Source organism: Microbacterium immunditiarum, assembly GCF_013409785.1.
Lineage (GTDB): Bacteria > Actinomycetota > Actinomycetes > Actinomycetales > Microbacteriaceae > Microbacterium > Microbacterium immunditiarum.
In genome coordinates, this window is the sequence record NZ_JACCBV010000001.1 from 3,770,681 (window position 1) to 3,785,802 (window position 15,122).

General features: G+C 70.2%; 23 protein-coding genes. 10 read left to right on the forward strand and 13 right to left on the reverse strand.

Annotated elements, in window-relative coordinates:
• Positions 1-3 precede the first annotated feature (3 nt).
• The 4 genes from BJ991_RS17500 (at position 4) to BJ991_RS17515 (ending at position 2,714) form a co-directional block, all read left to right on the forward strand.
• Positions 4-459, forward strand: coding sequence for a MarR family transcriptional regulator (locus BJ991_RS17500; RefSeq protein ID WP_218852972.1), 456 nt, complete (start codon positions 4-6; stop codon positions 457-459).
• Positions 460-569: 110 nt separating this feature from the next.
• Positions 570-1,457, forward strand: coding sequence for an RNA polymerase sigma-70 factor (locus BJ991_RS17505; RefSeq protein WP_179492123.1), 888 nt, complete (start codon positions 570-572; stop codon positions 1,455-1,457).
• A gap of 77 nt (positions 1,458-1,534) precedes the next feature.
• Positions 1,535-1,873 (forward strand): sigma-70 family RNA polymerase sigma factor family protein, encoded by a 339-nt coding sequence (locus tag BJ991_RS17510; RefSeq protein ID WP_179492125.1) that lies wholly within the window; start codon positions 1,535-1,537, stop codon positions 1,871-1,873.
• Between the two features lie 82 nt (positions 1,874-1,955).
• The gene (locus BJ991_RS17515) at positions 1,956-2,714 is read left to right on the forward strand and encodes an SDR family oxidoreductase (RefSeq protein WP_179492127.1); all 759 of its coding nucleotides are present in this window, start codon (positions 1,956-1,958) and stop codon (positions 2,712-2,714) included.
• A 39-nt stretch (positions 2,715-2,753) separates the two neighbouring features.
• Here the strand turns inward: BJ991_RS17515 and BJ991_RS17520 are convergent, their stop codons facing one another.
• Together BJ991_RS17520 and BJ991_RS17525 are read right to left on the reverse strand one after the other, a co-directional pair.
• Positions 2,754-3,101 carry a DUF7882 family protein gene (locus BJ991_RS17520; protein WP_179492129.1) on the reverse strand — a complete coding sequence of 116 codons (348 nt, stop codon included), beginning with the start codon at positions 3,099-3,101 and terminating at the stop codon, positions 2,754-2,756.
• 72 nt (positions 3,102-3,173) lie between these two features.
• Positions 3,174-3,362 carry a hypothetical protein gene (locus BJ991_RS17525; RefSeq protein WP_179492131.1) on the reverse strand — a complete coding sequence of 63 codons (189 nt, stop codon included), beginning with the start codon at positions 3,360-3,362 and terminating at the stop codon, positions 3,174-3,176.
• Between the two features lie 185 nt (positions 3,363-3,547).
• Here BJ991_RS17525 and BJ991_RS17530 point away from each other — a divergent pair, with 185 nt between their 5' ends.
• From BJ991_RS17530 to BJ991_RS17540, 3 genes are all read left to right on the forward strand, one after another.
• Entirely contained in the window at positions 3,548-4,081 is a 534-nt protein-coding gene (locus tag BJ991_RS17530; protein ID WP_179492133.1) for a MarR family winged helix-turn-helix transcriptional regulator, read from the forward strand.
• Between the two features lie 79 nt (positions 4,082-4,160).
• Complete coding sequence (locus BJ991_RS17535) at positions 4,161-5,567, forward strand: aspartate aminotransferase family protein (protein ID WP_179492135.1); 1,407 nt, start codon at positions 4,161-4,163, stop codon at positions 5,565-5,567.
• 52 nt (positions 5,568-5,619) lie between these two features.
• The gene (locus BJ991_RS17540; protein WP_179492137.1) at positions 5,620-6,450 is read left to right on the forward strand and encodes a zinc-ribbon domain-containing protein; all 831 of its coding nucleotides are present in this window, start codon (positions 5,620-5,622) and stop codon (positions 6,448-6,450) included.
• On the opposite strand, the gene BJ991_RS17545 is transcribed toward BJ991_RS17540, so the two are convergent.
• From BJ991_RS17545 to BJ991_RS17580, 8 genes are all read right to left on the reverse strand, one after another.
• Complete coding sequence (locus BJ991_RS17545; RefSeq protein WP_179492139.1) at positions 6,443-7,210, reverse strand: ABC transporter permease; 768 nt, start codon at positions 7,208-7,210, stop codon at positions 6,443-6,445. The two genes, BJ991_RS17540 and BJ991_RS17545, sit on opposite strands and share 8 nt — an antisense overlap.
• Positions 7,207-8,004, reverse strand: a complete 798-nt coding sequence (locus BJ991_RS17550) for an ABC transporter ATP-binding protein (protein ID WP_425487538.1) — start codon at positions 8,002-8,004, stop codon at positions 7,207-7,209. The genes BJ991_RS17545 and BJ991_RS17550 overlap by 4 nt, the downstream gene beginning before the upstream one ends.
• The gene (locus BJ991_RS17555; protein ID WP_179492141.1) at positions 8,001-8,369 is read right to left on the reverse strand and encodes a DUF1048 domain-containing protein; all 369 of its coding nucleotides are present in this window, start codon (positions 8,367-8,369) and stop codon (positions 8,001-8,003) included. The genes BJ991_RS17550 and BJ991_RS17555 overlap by 4 nt, the downstream gene beginning before the upstream one ends.
• A 1-nt stretch (position 8,370) precedes the next feature.
• Positions 8,371-8,700, reverse strand: a complete 330-nt coding sequence (locus tag BJ991_RS17560) for a PadR family transcriptional regulator (RefSeq protein WP_179492143.1) — start codon at positions 8,698-8,700, stop codon at positions 8,371-8,373.
• 200 nt (positions 8,701-8,900) lie between these two features.
• On the reverse strand, positions 8,901-9,146 hold the full coding sequence (locus tag BJ991_RS17565) for a hypothetical protein (RefSeq protein WP_179492145.1): 246 nt from the start codon (positions 9,144-9,146) through the stop codon (positions 8,901-8,903).
• Positions 9,133-9,468, reverse strand: coding sequence for a DUF7882 family protein (locus tag BJ991_RS17570; RefSeq protein ID WP_179492147.1), 336 nt, complete (start codon positions 9,466-9,468; stop codon positions 9,133-9,135). The genes BJ991_RS17565 and BJ991_RS17570 overlap by 14 nt, the downstream gene beginning before the upstream one ends.
• A 112-nt stretch (positions 9,469-9,580) precedes the next feature.
• Positions 9,581-9,856, reverse strand: coding sequence for a hypothetical protein (locus BJ991_RS18520; protein ID WP_246301128.1), 276 nt, complete (start codon positions 9,854-9,856; stop codon positions 9,581-9,583).
• Between the two features lie 124 nt (positions 9,857-9,980).
• Positions 9,981-10,328, reverse strand: coding sequence for a DUF7882 family protein (locus BJ991_RS17580; protein WP_179492149.1), 348 nt, complete (start codon positions 10,326-10,328; stop codon positions 9,981-9,983).
• A 124-nt stretch (positions 10,329-10,452) separates the two neighbouring features.
• Here BJ991_RS17580 and BJ991_RS17585 point away from each other — a divergent pair, with 124 nt between their 5' ends.
• Positions 10,453-11,475: a zinc-binding alcohol dehydrogenase family protein gene (locus BJ991_RS17585; RefSeq protein ID WP_246301129.1), complete on the forward strand. Its 1,023-nt coding sequence runs from the start codon at positions 10,453-10,455 to the stop codon at positions 11,473-11,475.
• A 79-nt stretch (positions 11,476-11,554) separates the two neighbouring features.
• On the forward strand, positions 11,555-11,986 hold the full coding sequence (locus BJ991_RS17590; RefSeq protein ID WP_179492151.1) for a hypothetical protein: 432 nt from the start codon (positions 11,555-11,557) through the stop codon (positions 11,984-11,986).
• Here BJ991_RS17590 and BJ991_RS17595 read toward each other — a convergent pair.
• Positions 11,956-12,468: a hypothetical protein gene (locus BJ991_RS17595; protein WP_218852973.1), complete on the reverse strand. Its 513-nt coding sequence runs from the start codon at positions 12,466-12,468 to the stop codon at positions 11,956-11,958. The two genes, BJ991_RS17590 and BJ991_RS17595, sit on opposite strands and share 31 nt — an antisense overlap.
• A 198-nt stretch (positions 12,469-12,666) precedes the next feature.
• On the opposite strand from BJ991_RS17595, the gene kynU reads away from it, so the two are divergent.
• Positions 12,667-13,941 (forward strand): kynureninase, encoded by a 1,275-nt coding sequence (gene kynU / locus BJ991_RS17600; RefSeq protein WP_179492155.1) that lies wholly within the window; start codon positions 12,667-12,669, stop codon positions 13,939-13,941.
• A 46-nt stretch (positions 13,942-13,987) separates the two neighbouring features.
• Here kynU and BJ991_RS17605 read toward each other — a convergent pair whose 3' ends face one another.
• Together BJ991_RS17605 and BJ991_RS17610 are read right to left on the reverse strand one after the other, a co-directional pair.
• On the reverse strand, positions 13,988-14,374 hold the full coding sequence (locus tag BJ991_RS17605) for a group I truncated hemoglobin (RefSeq protein WP_179492157.1): 387 nt from the start codon (positions 14,372-14,374) through the stop codon (positions 13,988-13,990).
• A 56-nt stretch (positions 14,375-14,430) separates the two neighbouring features.
• Positions 14,431-15,114, reverse strand: a complete 684-nt coding sequence (locus BJ991_RS17610; protein WP_179492159.1) for a DivIVA domain-containing protein — start codon at positions 15,112-15,114, stop codon at positions 14,431-14,433.
• Positions 15,115-15,122: the final 8 nt, after the last annotated feature.

Sequence of the window (15,122 nt, forward strand, 5' to 3'; positions counted from 1 at the left end):
AGGGTGACGGATGCGAAGACCGAAGCTCCCGCCGTGCCCCTGGCAGACATGGTGTGCTTCAACCTGCACGCCGCCTACCGCGCAGTGACGGCCGTCTACCGGCCGCTGCTCGAGCCGCTCGGCGTGACCTACCCGCAGTACCTCGTGCTCGCCATGCTGTGGGAGTACGGCGACCTGACCGTGGGCGACCTCGTCTCGCGACTGCAGTCCGACTACGGCACGATCACGCCGTTGGTCAAGCGCATGGAGAAGCAGGGCTTCGTCGTCCGCACGCGCAATCCTCTCGATGAGCGCTCGGTGACGGTGTCGCTCACGCCCGACGGCGACGCGCTCCGCGTCCACGCGCCCGGCATCTACCAGGTCATCACCGAGACGTTCGGATTCACGCCCGACAAGGCGGATGCCGCGCTCGACGTCCTGCGATCGATCGCGGCGCGGGCCGACACGACCGCGGACTGATCCCGTCCGCGATCGCGTGTCACAGATCGGGGCGCTGTCCGGTCAACGCTTTCGAGGCGGAGCTTCGGGTCGAGGCATCCGTCTGCCCTGAATGGAGGAAGGCGGCACCCATGCCCGCAGACGCGCGTGACCTCGACGTCGCGGCAGAGCTGTTCGAGCAGTCCCGGCGACGCCTGTTCGGCATCGCCTACCGGATGCTCGGATCGGTCGCCGACGCCGAGGACATCCTGCAGGAGGTGTGGATCCGCTGGCAGACGACCGACCGCCACGGCGTGCTCGAGCCTGCGGCCTTCCTCGCGACGATCGCGACGCGACTGTCGATCAACGCGCTGCAGTCCGCGCGCGTGCGACGGGAGACGTACATCGGGCCGTGGCTGCCCGAGCCCGTGAACACCGAGGACGACCCCGCGCTCGGAGCGGAGCGCGGCGAGGCGCTGCAGTACGCCGTGCTGCTCCTGCTCGAGAAGCTCACGCCCACCGAGCGCGCTGCCTACGTGCTGCGCGAGGCGCTGGACTACCCGTACGACCGGATCGCGGAAGTCGTGCAGTGCACCCCGACAACCGCGCGGCAACTCGTGAGCCGGGCGCGCAAGCACCTCGCCTCCGAGCGCCGTGCCCAGGTGGCGACCACCGACCAGCGACGACTGCTCGAAGCGTTCCTCACCGCCGCGCAGCGCGGCGACACCGAGCAGCTCGAGAAGCTGTTCGCCGCGGACGTCGTCAGCTACTCGGACGGAAACGGCGTGAAGCTCGCGGCCCGCATCCCCGTCGCGGGCGCCCTGCGCGTCGCGAAGTTCGTCGCCGCCTTCTCGAGCCACTTCTGGACCGGCAAGTCGATCGACTGGGTCGAGGTCAACGGCCAGCCCGCCGTCACCCTGTCCGAGGACGGCGTGGTCACCACCGCCCTCACGCTCACCGCGTCGGAGGACGGCATCCGGCGCCTGCTGTGGATCATGAGCCCCGACAAACTGCAGCACGTCACGATCGGCGAGGGATGAGTCCGTGGCGCGCGACGTCCTGGCTCCGCCGCCGCGCCGGACACGAACCCGCACGCACGAGGCGGATGCGGGCGACCGTGAGCGCCGCGCAGGAGTCGTGGCGGCGAAGGGACGCCGCAGCGCTGGCGCAGTCGCTCACGCGTGACGCCCTCCTGCTCGTCGACGCCGGCGGCCGCGTCGCAGTCCCGGTGCGCAGAGCGACGACGGCCGGTGGCGTCGCATCCGCCCTCATCGCACTGACGGAGGCGCTGTCCGTCACGGCGATCGCCGAGGCGGAGGTGAACGGCACGCCGGGACTGCGCCTCCTCGCCGGCGACGGCGTGGTCGGCGTCGTCGGCTTCGAGCTGCGGGGCCAGGCGATCTCGCACGCGTGGGCTGTGGTCAACCCCGCGAAGCTCGCGCACTGGAACCGATGACGACGAAGGCGTCACACGCGGGGCATCCGCTCTGTCTTAGCTTTCGGGCGCACACGGCTCCCCCACGGAGAAGGGCACGAACATGGCAAAGATCGTCGTCATCGGCGGAACCGGGCTGATCGGCTCGAAGGTCGTCGCGAAGCTGCGGGAGCACGGACACGACGCCGTCGCTGCCGCGCCGAACACGGGCGTCAACACCATCACGGGCGAGGGCGTCGCCGAGGCGCTCGCCGGCGCGGACGTCGTCGTCGACGTCTCGAACTCGCCGTCGTTCGAGGAGAGCGCGGTGCTCGAGTTCTTCACGACCTCGACGCGCAACCTCATCGCGGCCGAGAAGGAAGCGGGCGTGGGTCATCACGTCGCGCTCACGATCGTCGGCACGAACCGCCCGCAGCACATCCCGTACTTCCGCGCGAAGACCGCGCAGGAGAAGCTCATCCGCGAGTCCGGCATCCCCTACTCGCTCGTGCACGCGACCCAGTTCTTCGAGTTCGTCGGAAGCATCGCCGACATCTCGACCGACGGCGACACCGTGCGGCTCCCCGGTGCGCTCGTTCAGCCCATCGCCGCCGAGGACGTCGCGACCGCCGTCGCCCGCACCGCGGCCGGCGAGCCGGTGAACGGCGACATCGAGATCGCCGGCCCCGAGCAGTACGGCATGGACGAGTGGGTGCGGCGCGGACTCGCGTTCCGCGGCGACTCGCGCACCGTCGTGCGCGACGATGCCGCCCCGTACTACGGCGCCACGGTCGACGAGCGCACGCTCGTGCCGGTGGGCGGCGCGCAGCTGTTCGAGACGAGCCTCGACGAGTGGCTGCCGGCGAACCCGCCGCGTGCCTGAACCCCTGCTCGCAGAGCGAGTCGCCGCGAGGGGTCGGCGTCAGGCCGCGACGGCGATCCTCTCGCGGATGTCGATGGGAGCAGCGACCTCATCACTGGACCACTCGACCACCATGCCGCCCGAACCGGCCGCGGCGTTGGCGAGAGTGCGGAGGTACTCGGGGTCGAGCGTCTCCGGCTCCGAGCTCGCGAAGACGAACCGGAGCGGGATCGCGGGCTGCATCCAGATGCTGGTGCGCCCGGTGGGGCCGTCGCCGGGGTGCTTCCACGTCATCGTGAAGCTCTCATTGCGTCGCAGCTTCGTCGTCGCGACGACCTTGACGTGGGCGAGGATGCGGTCGGGCATCTCGATCGGCTGCGCGTCGGCTCCGTAGTAGAGCAGTCCCATCGTTCGAGTTCCTTTCGGGGTGCTGGGGTTGCGTGGTGGTGCTGATCTCGGTGGTGTTGCGGATGCCCCGCCTCAGGCGGCGTTGCCGTAGTGCCGGCTCACGCGCCGGCGGTGCCTCCAGTCAGCCATGAGGTCGGCGAGGCCCCCTCGGCCGATCGGGCGCGGCTGCGGCACGAGTGCCACGCCCAGCGCGTGCGGGAAAACGGGGATCACCTCTGCCCCGTCCGGCACGTGCTCTTCGGTGTGGTGCGTCATCGACATGTCCGCGCCCTTTCTGTCCGCTGATAACTTACTAGCCAGGCAACTCACTCTATGTCAATCCCAGTAAATAAGTATCTCGACGAGTGTGCAAATCGTTGAAACTCTCGAGATCCAGCGCATATGATGGGTGGGCACGTCAGGGCACCCAGCCGAGTGCCGTGTGAGGAGCGAGCCGGAGATCCCCTATGCCGCAGACAGTCGTACGTCATGAGAGCGAGCACCTCTACTCGGAGCGCCCGCCGAAGACCCCAGAGGGCCGCGCCCTCGCGGAGGCCGTGTTGCATCTGCGTCGAGCCGAGCGTGTGCAGGCCGACCGTGCACTCGCGGTCTCCGGGCTGTCGAACCTCGACCTCACCGCGCTGCGGTACCTCGTCCAGGGGTACCGCGACGGACGCGACCTCAGCCCCAAAGACCTCATCGTGATGCTCGACACGTCGAGCGCCACGGTCACGAACGTGGTCGATCGCCTCGTCCAGCGCGAGTTCGTCACCCGCGTGCAGCACCCGCACGACCGGCGCGCGCACTACCTCGTGCCGACCGAGGCCGCGATCCACCGAGTCGACGACGCCTTCGGCGCGCATCACTCGACGCTCGTCGCGGTGATCGACAGCCTTGGGCCCGAGGTCGCCAAGACCGCGGCATCCGCGATCTCGCAGATTGCCGAGGCGTTCGATCAACTCGCGGCGGCCCAGCTGCGTCCGCAGACCGGCGCCATCTAGGGCGAGCCGCGCGGCAGGGACTGTGGGGCGGCCTCCCCCGGGCCTAGTGTGGGCACAGGACGCACACCGGGGAGTGCCGATGACCACGACAGAGCAGACCCACCCACCCGAGACCGGCAGCCTGAGCGCGCTGCAGCAGAAGGCTCGCGACCACCTCTGGATGCACTTCTCCCGGCAGTCCACGATGGACTCCGGCGTGCCGGTCATCGTCCGCGGCGAGGGCCATCACATCTGGGACGAGTCCGGCAAGCGCTACTTCGACGGCCTCGCGGGGCTCTTCGTCGTCAACGCCGGGCACGGCCGACGCCGGCTCGCGCAGGCGGCTGCCAAGCAGGCGGAGGAGCTCGCGTTCTTCCCCATTTGGTCGTACGCGCATCCGACCGCGATCGAGCTCGCGGCCCGGCTCGCGGACCACGCGCCCGGCGACCTGAACCGCGTGTTCTTCTCGACGGGCGGCGGTGAGGCCGTCGAGACCGCGTTCAAGCTCGCGAAGCAGTACTGGAAGCTGCGGGGCAAGCCCACCAAGCACAAGGTGATCTCGCGGTCGGTCGCCTACCACGGCACACCGCAGGGGGCGCTCGCGATCACGGGCCTGCCCGCGCTGAAGGAGATGTTCGAGCCGGTCACGCCGGGCGGCTTCCGCGTGCCCAACACCAACTTCTACCGCGCCGCCGATGTCGGCGCGCCGGCCGACGACCTCGAGAGGTTCGGGCGCTGGGCCGCTGACCGCATCGAGGAGATGATCCACTTCGAGGGTGCCGACACGGTCGCCGCCGTGTTCCTCGAGCCCGTGCAGAATGCGGGCGGATGCTTCCCGCCGCCTCCCGGCTACTTCCAGCGCGTGCGCGAGATCTGCGACGCGTACGACGTGCTGCTGGTGAGCGACGAGGTCATCTGCGCGTTCGGCCGCATCGGCCACATGTTCGCGTGCGACGCGTACGGGTACGTCCCAGACATGATCACGTGCGCGAAGGCGATGACGAGCGGATACTCCCCGCTCGGCGCGACGATCGTGAGCGACCGCATCTACGAGCCCTTCGGCACCGGCGACACGAGCTTCCCGCACGGGTACACGTTCGCGGGGCATCCGGTCTCGGCCGCCGTCGCGCTCGAGAACCTCGACATCTTCGAGGAGGAGGACCTCAACGAGCGAGTGCGCGAGAACTCGCCGCTTTTCCGGGCCGCGCTCGAGCGCCTGCTCGACCTGCCGATCGTCGGCGACGTGCGCGGCGACGGGTACTTCTTCGGCATCGAGCTCGTGAAGGACAAGTCCACGCGCGAGACGTTCGACGAAGACGAGGCGGAGCGCCTGCTGCGCGGCTTCCTGTCGAAGGAGCTCTTCGAGGCGGGCTTGTACTGCCGCGCCGACGACCGCGGCGACCCGGTGATCCAGCTCGCGCCACCGCTCACGATCGGACCGGCCGAGTTCGACGAGATCGAGAGCATCCTGCGCGATGTGCTGACGAGGGCGGGTCAGCTGCTCTGAGACGAACCGGATGCCGCAACCGGCGTCCGAGGTTCGCGCTACCTTCTGCGGCATGGCGGAGCGGGTCGAGCGGTGGTGGGCGCGCCGGCAGTTCTCACGCGGCGCAGAGGTGCCGTACGCCGTGGGCGCGTATCGCGAAGCATGGGCGCCGTTCCCCATGCTCGTGCGCCAGTATCACCCGGAGCTCAACGCGGGGATCGTGCTGTCGCAGATCCCGCCGGCGGCCGATGTGCTCCTGCTGTGGCAGTGCGAGGCGGGGCACCTGTTCGCGGCGACGCCCACCGAGCAGCGCAATCGTCCGGGCCAGAAGCGGCGGCGGTCGGCGTGGTGCCCCGAGTGCTCCCTCCAGGCGGCGCCGCCGCGCATCCGCCTCCCCGACGATCCGCCGGCACCGGCGCCGCGGGCGAAGCCCACGCGGCGCCTGTGCGGCAAGACGCCCGACCTCCCGGTCGGTGACGCGTTCACGAGTGAGTGCGCGCCGGCTCCGGCATCCGCCGTCGAGGCGAAGCTGCGGACCGACCTCTTCGCCCGGCTGCCGCTCACGCAGGGACTCAACGCCGTGCGCGTGAGCCGGCCGTTCTTCGACCACCTCGAGGTGTGGCCCGACATCGTGCTCGCGGAGCTGCGGGTCGCGATCGAGTACGACAGTCCGGGCCGGTTCGGGCTCGAGCACGTCGGCCCGCGCGAGGAGTCCGATCGCCGCAAGGACCGTCTGCTGCGCAGCGCGGGGTGGGAGGTCGTGCGGATCCGAACCGGAAAGCTCGAGAAGCTCGGCCCGCACGACCTCCAGCTGTCGACCCTCGGCCGACGCGGCGTCGATCGGATCGTGGACGCGCTGCGCGGCATCCGCGGCCCGATCATGGTCGACGCCTACCTCACCTGATCCGCCGGCGATAGATCGCCATGGATGCGACGTACGCCACGACGAGGATGCCGACGAGCCAGGCCATCGCGACCCAGATCTCTCCGCCGACGGGCTGGCCGGCGAACAGCGCCCGCATCGAGTCGACGATCGAGGTCACCGGCTGGTTCTCGGCGAACCACTGCACGGGGCCCGGCATGGACTCGGTCGGCACGAACGCCGAGCTGATGAACGGCAGGAAGATGAGCGGGTACGAGAACGCGCTCGCTCCGTCGACGGTCTTCGCCGTGAGCCCCGGGATCACCGCGAGCCACGTGAGCGCGAGAGTGAACAGCATGAGCATGCCCGCCACCGCGAGCCAGCCGCCGATCCCCGCCCCCGTGCGGAACCCCATGAGCAGGGCGACCCCGACGACGATCGCGAGGGAGATCACGATCGAGACGAGCGACGTGAGCACGTGCGCCCACAGGACTCCCGATCGTGAGATCGGCAGGGACTGGAACCGCTCGAAGATGCCGCTCTTCAGGTCGAGGAACAGGCGGTACGCGGTGTAGGCGATGCCCGACGCGATCGTGATGAGCAGGATCCCGGGGAGCATGTAGTCGATGTACGACCCCTTGGCCGCGCCCGTGTCGATCGCCCCGCCGAAGACGTAGACGAACAGCAGCATGAGGGCGATCGGCGTGACGGCCGTTGTGATGATGGTGTCGGGGCTGCGCAGGATGTGGCGCAGCGACCGGCCGGTGAGCACCGCTGTGTCGCCGATGGCGTGCGCGGTCATGATTCTTCCTTTCCTGATTGCGTCTCCCGCCGGCCCGTGAGGGCGAAGAAGACGTCTTCGAGGCTCGGCTGCTTCTCGACGTACTCGACGGATGCCGCGGGCAGCAGCTGCTTGAGCTCGGCGAGTGTGCCGTTCACGATGATCCGGCCCTCGTGGAGGATGGCGATGCGATCGGCGAGCTGCTCGGCCTCCTCGAGGTACTGCGTCGTCAGCAGCACGGTCGTGCCGCCGCGCGCGAGCTCGCGCACCGCCTGCCACACCCCGAGGCGCGCTTCGGGGTCGAGGCCCGTCGTCGGCTCGTCGAGGAAGATGACGGACGGCTCGCCGATGAGGCTCATCGCGATGTCGAGCCGGCGCCTCATGCCACCCGAGTACGTGGCGACCTTGCGGCCGCCCGCCTCGGTCAGCGAGAAGCGCTCGAGCAGGGCATCCGCGACGCCCGCCGGATCGGCGACGTGGCGAAGACGCGCCACGAGGGTCAGGTTCTCGCGCCCCGTGAGCACCTCGTCGACGGCGGCGAACTGACCCGTGAGGCTGATCGCCGCACGGACGTCGACCGGTCGGCCGGCGGTGTCGAAGCCGCCGACCGACGCGGTGCCCGAGTCGGCCCTCGCGAGGGTCGACAGGATGCGGATGGTCGTCGTCTTGCCGGCCCCGTTCGAGCCCAGCAGGGCGAAGATCGCCCCCCGCTCGACCTCGAAGTCCACTCCGCGCAGCACCTCGAGGTCCTTGTAGGACTTGTGCAGGCCCCGGACCCGGATGGCCGGGGCATCGGTCATCGTCGCGACGGTCATGAGCCCTGCTCCTTCACCGCGTCGTCGATCGCCTTCGTCAGGCGGACGCGCTCCTTGTCGATCCACTGCCGGCCCGTGTAGGACTGCGCGAAGGTCTCCGCGAAGTCGACGGGGTCGTCGCCCACGATGTCGCGCACCGGCGTGCCGTCGGTCGCGGCCCGCTCCCACAGGTCGGCGAGGTCGCCGAACATCGTGGTCAGCGTGTCGCCGTCGAGGTGCCCGCCGTAGTACAGGAAGTACCGGTGGAGGGCCTTCGCGGCCGTCCGGTACGGCGCGGGCAGGGCCTCGATGCGAGCCTGGCTCTGCTTGTACTGCTTCTTCTGCTCGAGCGAACCCGTGAGCGCCTCGATCCACTTGGCGGCCATGTCACTCTCCTTCCTGGCGGAGCTTTTCCAGACGGTCTGCGAGGAAGCTCCACGTCCTCCAGAACTCTTCGAGGTACTCGCGCCCTTGGATGTTGACGGAGTACACCTTGCGCGGCGGGCCCTTCTCGGACGGCACCTTCTCGACGTCGACCAGGCCGCGCTGCTCGATGCGCACCAGCAGTGCGTACACGGTGCCCTCGGCGATGTCGGTGAAGCCCTGCTCGCGCAGCCACGCGGTGATCTCGTAGCCGTAGGCGGGCCGCGAGGCCAGCACCGCGAGCACGATGCCCTCGAGAGTGCCCTTCAGCATCTCGGTCGCCTGCTTGCTCATCGCATCCTCCGTCGGTACTCAGTAACGCTTGGTACCGGTACATAGTAACGCTGAATACCGTTTCCGCAATCCCGATTCCGGAAAAACTTCAGCGGATGCCCCCTTCGTTCGCCAGGCGCGAAGGCAAGCCGCCGAGCGCGTTAGCTCGACGGCTTGCGCCGTGGAATCAGGGTTGCGGGCTCAGCACCGCCCAGAACGCGTCACTCGAGAGGCGTGGTGGTCCCGCCGCGGTCGGGCTCCCGGTCGCCCGGGATCGGGATCACCGCGATCGGCACGCCGGCCGTGATCAGCAGCAGCGCGTCGCGACGCAGCCCTTCGCCATCGTTGACGCGCAGCCAGTGCGCGCCGCGCTTCACACCATCCGCGATCTCGTCGAGGATCTCGTCGGGCTCGCGTCCGCCGACGCTGTAGAGCTGGCCGCCGTAGACGATGTCAATGCGCTTCATCGGTCAGCATCCGTCCATCCGCCGACTCCGCCGGCTCCGGCACGACATAGAGCCCGGTGGGCGAGTTCGCCGTGAAGCTCAGCGCGTCGATCCACGCCCGGTTCAGCGCCGGCTTGCGGCTGCCGTAGAACTTGTACACGAGCGAGGCCTGCGGGTGGATCCAGATCGTCGTGCGACCGTCGCCGATGCTCGGGTCGTCGCGCCACGTGAAGTGGAAGCCCTCTCCGCGACGCAGCTTGCTGCCGATGACGAGCTGCAGGTGTGCGAGCACGCGATCGTCGAAGTCGACCTTGATCGACCCTTCGTAGATGAACTTGCCCATACCGGTGCTCCTCCTCGGCGCCCGTCCCCTCTACGGTCCGCGCTCGCGCAATCGGACGCCACGCCCTTGACACCCTGGGGGCACGGGGCTACGGCGGAGCATCCGGTTCGTCTCAGAGGTCCTCGGGGGCGAGGTCGCCCTGACCCTCCTCGCCGAGCTCGGCCACGAGCGGGTCGTCGCCCTGGGTGTCGGGCTGGTCCGAGAACGACTCCTCCGTCTGGGCGTAGCCGCCCTCACCGGCGCCGCGTCCATCGGTGTAGAGGCCGGTCTCGCGGTCGACCTCGTCGCTCGAGTCGGCCAGCTCCTCCTGGAACTCACCGCCCGCGAGAGTGTCGGGCTCGTCGACGCCGTCGCCACCGGCACCGAGGTCCTGCTCGCGCTCGTCCACGTCGCACGCTCCTCTCCCGCGCCGCGCCGGACGCTCCGGCAGTCGCGCGGCATCTCTCGCACGCTCTCACGCGGGCACGACGGCGCCGAGGGGCTTGACACCGAATCGAGACGGATGCCGCGCCCTACCCCGCCGCGTGCACGTGGCCGGGCGCGAACGTGTCGTCGGGCTCGTCCTCGGCGGGCTCGGGCACGACGTGCAGTCCGCTGGGCGAGTTGGCTTCGTGCATCAGGACCTCGAGCCACAGCCGGTTGAGCGTCGGGGCTCTGCTGCCGTAGTAGCGGAAGATGAGAGACGCGTTGGGGTGGACCCAGATCGTCGTCCGTCCGCCGCCGAGGCTCGGGTCTTCGCGCCAGCTGAAGAAGAACGACTCCGAACGGCGGAGCTTCGTTCCGACCACCGTCTGCAGGTGAAGCAGGAGGCGATCGTCGAATTCGACCTTGATGGTCGTCTCGTATGTGAACTTGCCCATGCCGGGCTCCTCCGGCGGCCGGCGAGGGTTTTCGGTCGCCTGCCTCCATGGTGGCCCCGCTACGCGGTTCTGTGGGGTGGATCGCGCCTTTTCTCACGTGATCATCCTGCGCAGAATGGTCGTCATGGCCGCCCTGCCCGCCACGATGCGCGCGTGGGTCGTCGCGCGCCCCGGACCCATCGAGTCGCAGCCGCTCGACTGGGTCGAGCTTCCCGTGCCGCACCCGGCCGCCGACGAGCTGCTCGTTCGCGTGACGGCATGCGGCGTGTGCCGCACCGACCTGCACGTGAGCGAGGGTGACCTTCCCGCGCACAAGGTCCGCGTCGTGCCCGGGCATGAGGTCGTCGGCGAGGTGGTCGACGCGGGGGACGCGGTGTCGGACTTCTCGCCGGGCGATCGCGTCGGCATCGCGTGGCTGCGCCGAACGTGCGGCGTGTGCCGGTTCTGCCGGTCGGATCGTGAGAATCTCTGCCCCGCGTCGGAGTACACCGGATGGGACGCCGACGGCGGCTACGCCGAGTACGCGACCGTGCCCGCCGCGTACGCGTACCGGCTGCCGGAGGGTGACGACGTGTCGCTCGCTCCCCTGCTCTGCGCGGGCATCATCGGCTACCGCGCCCTGCTGCGGGCGGAGTTGCCGCGCAGCGGGCGCCTCGGACTCTACGGCTTCGGCGGCAGCGCCCACCTGTGTGCGCAGGTCGCGCTCGCCGAGGGCGCCCGGGTCCACGTCATGACCCGCGACGAGGCGTCGCAGGCGCTCGCGCTCGAGCTCGGCGCAGCGTCGGCGCAGGGCTTCTCCGACCCTCCGCCCGAGCCGCTCGACAGCGCGATCCTCTTCGCTCCTGTCGGCGACATCGTGCCGCACGCGCTGCGCGCACTCGACCGCGGCGGAACGTGCGCGATCGCCGGCATCCACCTCACCGACATCCCCGCGCTCGTGTACGAGGACGAGCTCTTCTACGAGAAGCAGCTGCGCAGCGTCACGTCGAACACGCGGGCCGACGGGCGCGCGTTCCTCGAGCGCGTCGCCGAGTACGGGGTGACGGCGACGGTGCATCCGTACCCGCTGTCACGCGGTGCGCAGGCGCTCCACGATCTCAAGGACGGGCGGTTCGACGGCGCGGCGGTGCTCGTTCCGGACGGCTGAGCCCGGCGGCCCCCCGGTGGGGCGAAGGTCCCGCCGCTCGGTGCGGCGGCCACCGATCCTGGAGCGAAGGAGGATCGCCATGAAGCGCGTCGCGCGGATCGCCCTGCTCGTCACGCAGGCGTTCGTGGGGCTGACAGCGGTCGCGGGCGGCGTCGCACTGATCGTCGGGAGCCTCGATCCCGCGCTCGGAACGGTGCTCGTCCCGCCCCTCGACTACCTCGACGGATCGCCGTTCACGTCGTACGTCGTGCCCGGGATCGTCCTCATCGCGCTCGTGGCCGGGCCGCAGGCTGTCGCCTTCGGCCTAGGCCTGGCTCGCTCGCGGTGGTTCGTCATGACATCCGCGGCCGCCGCGTTCGCGTGCGTGATCTGGATCTTCGTCCAGATGGTCTTCATCCCGTTCAGCTTCCTGCAGGCGCTGTACTTCGCTCTCGGGCTTGTCGAGTTCGGGCTGGTGATGGTGCTGCTCGGTGTCCTGGATCAGCAGAGCTCGCGTGCCGCGGCGGCGTGAATCGACGAATCGACGATGTCGTCCCATCCGAGCGCGACGTCGCCCGCGACGCCGGCCGGAGTCGCGATCGCCTGCTTCACGCGCCGGTCGAGCGTCTCGGCGTCCTCGCAGCCGGTGACATCCAGCAGCACGACCTCGACGTACCGACCCCTTGCGCGCTCGAGCTCGGCGTGCAGGCGCGCGGCCGCGCGCGCGGCGGTCGCGAGGCATCCGCCCGCCGGCACGACCCCGCCGTGCGAATATGCCACGAAGACGTGGGCGAGCTGCGGATGCGCCGCCGCCACGGCGGCCACGTCACGGCAGTGCGCGACCAGCCGCTTCTGCGCGTCGCGCTTGGATGTCGCGTCGCGCAGGTCGGCGCCCCACACGACCGCGCGCGGAGGCTCGAGGCCGGAGGCCTGCGTGACGGCGAGCTGCTGCAGCACCGGCAGCTGATCGCCCCGGACGATGAGCTGTGCACCCATGGCCTGCCTTTCGGTCACTTGTGTCAACGTGCCGACCAGACTTCCCGGCTCACCCTCGCCCCGGTTGGGACGCGTTCACGATACGCCTGTCCCAGGACATTGGGGCCGAACGCGCGGGCGCGCCGACCGGCTATCCTTACCGGCTGGGCGAGCGATCCGTCGAGGACGCCGGTTCGTCGATCCGCCCCCATTCCACAGCGAACGGATGCCCCGACAATGACCGTCCCCTCGTTCGATGCCGACCGGATCGACCGCGACACGTGCGCGGCGCTCGACGCGGCGGACCCGCTCACGCCGTTCCGCGAGCGCTTCACCCTGCCCGAGGGTGTGATCTATCTCGACGGCAACTCGCTCGGCGCACTCCCGCGCGACACCGCCGCCGAGGTGCAGCGCGTGATCGCCGAGGAGTGGGGCTCCGGCCTCATCCGCAGCTGGAACGACGCCGGGTGGTTCGACAAGCCGCGCGCGGTGGGCGACATGATCGCCCCGCTCATCGGCGCCGCACGCGGTGAGGTCGTGATCGGCGACACGACGTCGGCCAGCCTCTTCCAGGCGACCGTCGCGGCGGCCCGGCTCCGCCCCGATCGCCGGGTGATCGTGTCGGAGCGGGGCAACTTCCCCACCGACCTCTACGTGCTCGAGAGCGTTCAGACGCTCCTCGGCGGAGACTCGCCCCTCGAGCGCAGGCTCATCTCCGACGACGGCCCGAGCCTGGACGATGTGCTCGGCGACGACGTGGCGGTCGTCGTGCTCACGCACGTGGACTACCGCACGGGTCGCATGTACGACATGGCCGACGTCACGCGCCGCGTCCATGAGGCGGGCGCGGTCATGGTGTGGGATCTGTGTCACAGCGCCGGTGCCGTGCCCGTCGACCTCAACGGGGCGGATGCGGACTTCGCGGTCGGCTGCACGTACAAGTACCTCAACGGCGGTCCCGGCGCTCCCTCGTTCCTATGGGCGGCCGAACGACACCACGAGGACGCGCGTCCCGCGCTCACCGGATGGAACGGGCACGCCCGGCCGTTCGACTTCACGGTCGAGTACACGCCCGCGCCGGGCATCACGCGGTTCCGGGTCGGCACTCCGCAGGTGCTCGCGATCTCGGCGCTCGAGGCGAGCCTGCGCGTGTGGGCGGAGGTCGACATGGCGCAGGTCCGCGAGAAGAGCCTGCGGCTCACCGAGCTCTTCATGGCGCTCGTCGACGAGCGCCTCGCTCGGTGGGGCATCGCGGTGGTCACGCCCCGCGACCCGGCGCGGCGGGGCAGCCAGGTGTCGCTCCGCTTCGCCGACGGCTACGCGGTCATGCAGGCCCTCATCGACCGTGGTGTGATCGGCGACTTCCGCGCGCCCGACCTCATGCGCTTCGGCTTCACGCCGCTGTACGTCTCGCACGTCGATGTGTGGGACGCCGTCGCGGCACTCGAGGACATCCTGCATACCGAGGTCTGGCGCGAGGCCCGGTTCGCGCGGCGCGCAGCAGTCACCTGACCGTCCGGGTGGGGGAGCCCGGACGGTCAGGAGTCAGAAGCCCGGGTCAGGCGGCCGACGCGTCCGCGACGACCTGGTCGCGCAGGGGCAGAAGCGCCCCCGCCACGGTCTGGATCGTCTCGTCGTCGACGCCGGCCTCCGCGAGCGCGGTCGCCGCGTGCCCGATGACACGGTCGAAATCGGCGTCGGTGATGCCGCGCCCGGCGTGCGCCGCGTCGATGTCGCGACCCCTGTAGCCGTTCGGGCCGCCCGTCGCGACGGCCAGGAACAGCGCCATGTGCCGCTTCTGCTCGACCATGTCCGTGCCCTCGAAGAACGGGGCGAGGGTCTCGTCGCCGATGATGTGCCGGTACAGGCTGTCGACGACGGCGGCGATGCCGTCGCCCGCGCCGAGCCGTTCATACAGTGTCGTCGATGCGCTCGTGTCGGTCATGGGTGCTCCGTTCGTGGTGTGGTTGAGGGATGCCGGCACCGTGGGTGCCGCGGGACTCAGGACTCGGGGCGCTGCTGGCCGTTGTTGCTCACGAACGACGAGCGGCGGTGGGGCGTGCGCTCCTCGGGCGCCTGCTCCCGGTGGGCGTTCGCGCCGAGGCGAGCGATCTCGCGCTCGAGGGACTCGAGCAGCGAATGGACCTGCGCTGACGCCATGCGCGCGAACTGGCGGGCACGGACGACCTCGTCCGGCGACGCCGGCCCCACCGCGAACAGGTCATCCGTGGCGAAGGCGGGGCCGGGCGTCTGGTCGAACGTCCACGCCGCCGGGGCGCCGGGCGAATCGGCGAACCCGCTCGGCTCGGCCACGGGTCGCGCACCCGGGCCGTGTTCGATCGAATGCGCGGCCTGCTGGGCGCGCTCGACGATCTCGCGGTACTGGTTGCGGGCGGTCTCGATGAGATCCTTCGAGTACGACTCGGCTTCCGCGACGGCGTCGTCGGCGATGCGCTGCGCCTGACTGAGCAGCAGCACCGCGCGGCTGGAGATCTCGTTGTCCTCGGAGCTGAGGCTGGCGGTCAGCGCCTCGTTGTCGCGCCGGGCGACCTCCAGCGCATCCGCGGCGGCTGCCAGCAGGGAGTGGACCTCGGCGCGGCTGTATCCGTCGCCCTCACGAGAGAAGGATGCTCCGCGCAGCAGTTCCGGGGTGATCGGCGCGGATTGGGTCCCGGTCATGATCATGTTGCCCT

What these genes read in the sequence shown, in the direction of transcription:
- BJ991_RS17605 (WP_179492157.1), bottom strand. Translation starts at nt 14,374, where the DNA reads ATGACCGACACGAGCGCATCGACGACACTGTATGAACGGCTCGGCGCG.
- BJ991_RS17525 (WP_179492131.1), bottom strand. Translation starts at nt 3,362, where the DNA reads ATGTCGATGACGCACCACACCGAAGAGCACGTGCCGGACGGGGCAGAG.
- BJ991_RS17535 (WP_179492135.1), top strand. Translation starts at nt 4,161, where the DNA reads ATGACCACGACAGAGCAGACCCACCCACCCGAGACCGGCAGCCTGAGC.
- BJ991_RS17555 (WP_179492141.1), bottom strand. Translation starts at nt 8,369, where the DNA reads ATGGCCGCCAAGTGGATCGAGGCGCTCACGGGTTCGCTCGAGCAGAAG.
- BJ991_RS17515 (WP_179492127.1), top strand. Translation starts at nt 1,956, where the DNA reads ATGGCAAAGATCGTCGTCATCGGCGGAACCGGGCTGATCGGCTCGAAG.
- BJ991_RS17545 (WP_179492139.1), bottom strand. Translation starts at nt 7,210, where the DNA reads ATGACCGCGCACGCCATCGGCGACACAGCGGTGCTCACCGGCCGGTCG.
- BJ991_RS17530 (WP_179492133.1), top strand. Translation starts at nt 3,548, where the DNA reads ATGCCGCAGACAGTCGTACGTCATGAGAGCGAGCACCTCTACTCGGAG.
- BJ991_RS17560 (WP_179492143.1), bottom strand. Translation starts at nt 8,700, where the DNA reads ATGAGCAAGCAGGCGACCGAGATGCTGAAGGGCACTCTCGAGGGCATC.
- BJ991_RS17580 (WP_179492149.1), bottom strand. Translation starts at nt 10,328, where the DNA reads ATGGGCAAGTTCACATACGAGACGACCATCAAGGTCGAATTCGACGAT.
- BJ991_RS17610 (WP_179492159.1), bottom strand. Translation starts at nt 15,114, where the DNA reads ATGATCATGACCGGGACCCAATCCGCGCCGATCACCCCGGAACTGCTG.
- BJ991_RS17570 (WP_179492147.1), bottom strand. Translation starts at nt 9,468, where the DNA reads ATGGGCAAGTTCATCTACGAAGGGTCGATCAAGGTCGACTTCGACGAT.
- BJ991_RS17505 (WP_179492123.1), top strand. Translation starts at nt 570, where the DNA reads ATGCCCGCAGACGCGCGTGACCTCGACGTCGCGGCAGAGCTGTTCGAG.
- BJ991_RS17585 (WP_246301129.1), top strand. Translation starts at nt 10,453, where the DNA reads ATGGCCGCCCTGCCCGCCACGATGCGCGCGTGGGTCGTCGCGCGCCCC.
- BJ991_RS17550 (WP_425487538.1), bottom strand. Translation starts at nt 8,004, where the DNA reads ATGACCGTCGCGACGATGACCGATGCCCCGGCCATCCGGGTCCGGGGC.
- BJ991_RS17565 (WP_179492145.1), bottom strand. Translation starts at nt 9,146, where the DNA reads ATGAAGCGCATTGACATCGTCTACGGCGGCCAGCTCTACAGCGTCGGC.
- BJ991_RS17590 (WP_179492151.1), top strand. Translation starts at nt 11,555, where the DNA reads ATGAAGCGCGTCGCGCGGATCGCCCTGCTCGTCACGCAGGCGTTCGTG.
- BJ991_RS17540 (WP_179492137.1), top strand. Translation starts at nt 5,620, where the DNA reads ATGGCGGAGCGGGTCGAGCGGTGGTGGGCGCGCCGGCAGTTCTCACGC.
- BJ991_RS17520 (WP_179492129.1), bottom strand. Translation starts at nt 3,101, where the DNA reads ATGGGACTGCTCTACTACGGAGCCGACGCGCAGCCGATCGAGATGCCC.
- kynU (WP_179492155.1), top strand. Translation starts at nt 12,667, where the DNA reads ATGACCGTCCCCTCGTTCGATGCCGACCGGATCGACCGCGACACGTGC.